This is a genomic window from Polaromonas sp. P3_C2 (assembly GCF_056402675.1).
Map to the genome: position 1 here is coordinate 1 of NZ_JBFUGX010000939.1, position 1,275 is coordinate 1,275.

Consider the following 1,275-nt stretch of genomic DNA (forward strand, 5'->3'; position numbering starts at 1 on the left):
GGGCAATGCCAAGGGCCTGCACGCACTTTTGCCCCAGCAGCCCGCCAAGCTCCTCACCAATGTCAATCAGCGCATCGAGTTTTTCCGCGTACACCCCGGCAAAAGGATTCTCGATCACGGCCATCGCCAATGCCTTTCGCGTCGGGGGAGTGACGGCCTTTCCCATCTCGATGTATGTTTCGTCGATTTGCACAACAATTTTTCGAATCCTGGCTGTCATGGTTTTTCCTTGTCTCGGTGCCTGCTAAGTATCTGGCGCATCGGGTTTAACGCAAGCCATCCCATTTGGCGATGGCACTGGCGGCCAGCCCACCCACCCGGGCGTGAATGCGCGGGCCCGTGCTCATGGCCAGGATGAAAACGATTTCGTCCGACAAGGGAGCCCCCGGCACACGCACCTCAATTGCGTCGAAATGGCTACGGACATAACTGGCATTGACGTGCGTTAAAGGAACATCCAGCGCCGTACCCGGTGCACCCACTTTTTTTGTCGAAGGGACAATGGACAAGGCGTTACCGGGCTGGCCGGTTTTTTCCTCAGCCTGCCCACGCGCATAAGCGTTGCGATCGCCTTTCCAGCCAAGCAGCTCACGCATCGCGTACCCGCCAGGCACATGCCAGAGCGCACCATGCTCCAGTTCCCCGGCCGCGCCCACGATTGCCCCTTTTCCATAACCCTCAATATGTTCGGCTGGCACATCCATTGCGGCGCGCAGACGCTCGGCCATCTGGATACCAACAGGCTGAAGCTGGTCCATCATCGGCAAGATATTGGGCTCATATCGCCCGGCAAATGGATTGGTCAGCACCGCGGCAATCGCGCCGCGCAGCAAAGGCACAGGCGCTACCGGCCCGAATTCATGCCGTATCTGCTCCACGTGCGTAAAAATACGCCGAATTTCAATCATGGTGTGAGGTCCATTCATTTCATTAAGCAAATACCGAACCAGCCGGCACTGCAGCACTGCGATTTTGCAATCGTTGCTGCGTTTTATCAGAGGTGGTCATCAGCTGGTTTTGACAAACCAGCGCAGCCGACCAGATCAGTCCCGCAGCCTGTAAAGCCTGGGCGCGTTCAAGCCCGGCGCGCAATRCACGCCGAACCGTCTCCGCCTCCAGCAACGGCACGTCAGTTGTCACCAGCATTTCGCCAAGGTCGGTGTCGTCCTTCAGGTCACAAGCCCTGCCGCGCTTGATCCGCATGTCGGCAACATCGACCGCATTCGCAATCATGGTGGCTGCGGCATCCGCTTGCGCGGCGGTATACGCAAGGAC

At 58.2% G+C, this 1,275-nt stretch carries 2 protein-coding genes and 1 pseudogene; all 3 read right to left on the reverse strand.

Annotation, left to right across the window (positions count from 1 at the left end):
- Positions 1-220, reverse strand: a 220-nt coding sequence (locus AC1DWI_RS23585; RefSeq protein ID WP_477725967.1) for an amino acid synthesis family protein, incomplete at its 3' end; no start/stop codon positions are given.
- 46 nt (positions 221-266) lie between these two features.
- Positions 267-908: an amino acid synthesis family protein gene (locus tag AC1DWI_RS23590; protein ID WP_477669075.1), complete on the reverse strand. Its 642-nt coding sequence runs from the start codon at positions 906-908 to the stop codon at positions 267-269.
- A 22-nt stretch (positions 909-930) separates the two neighbouring features.
- A pseudogene (locus AC1DWI_RS23595) lies at positions 931-1,275 on the reverse strand (UPF0280 family protein); the annotation flags it as partial.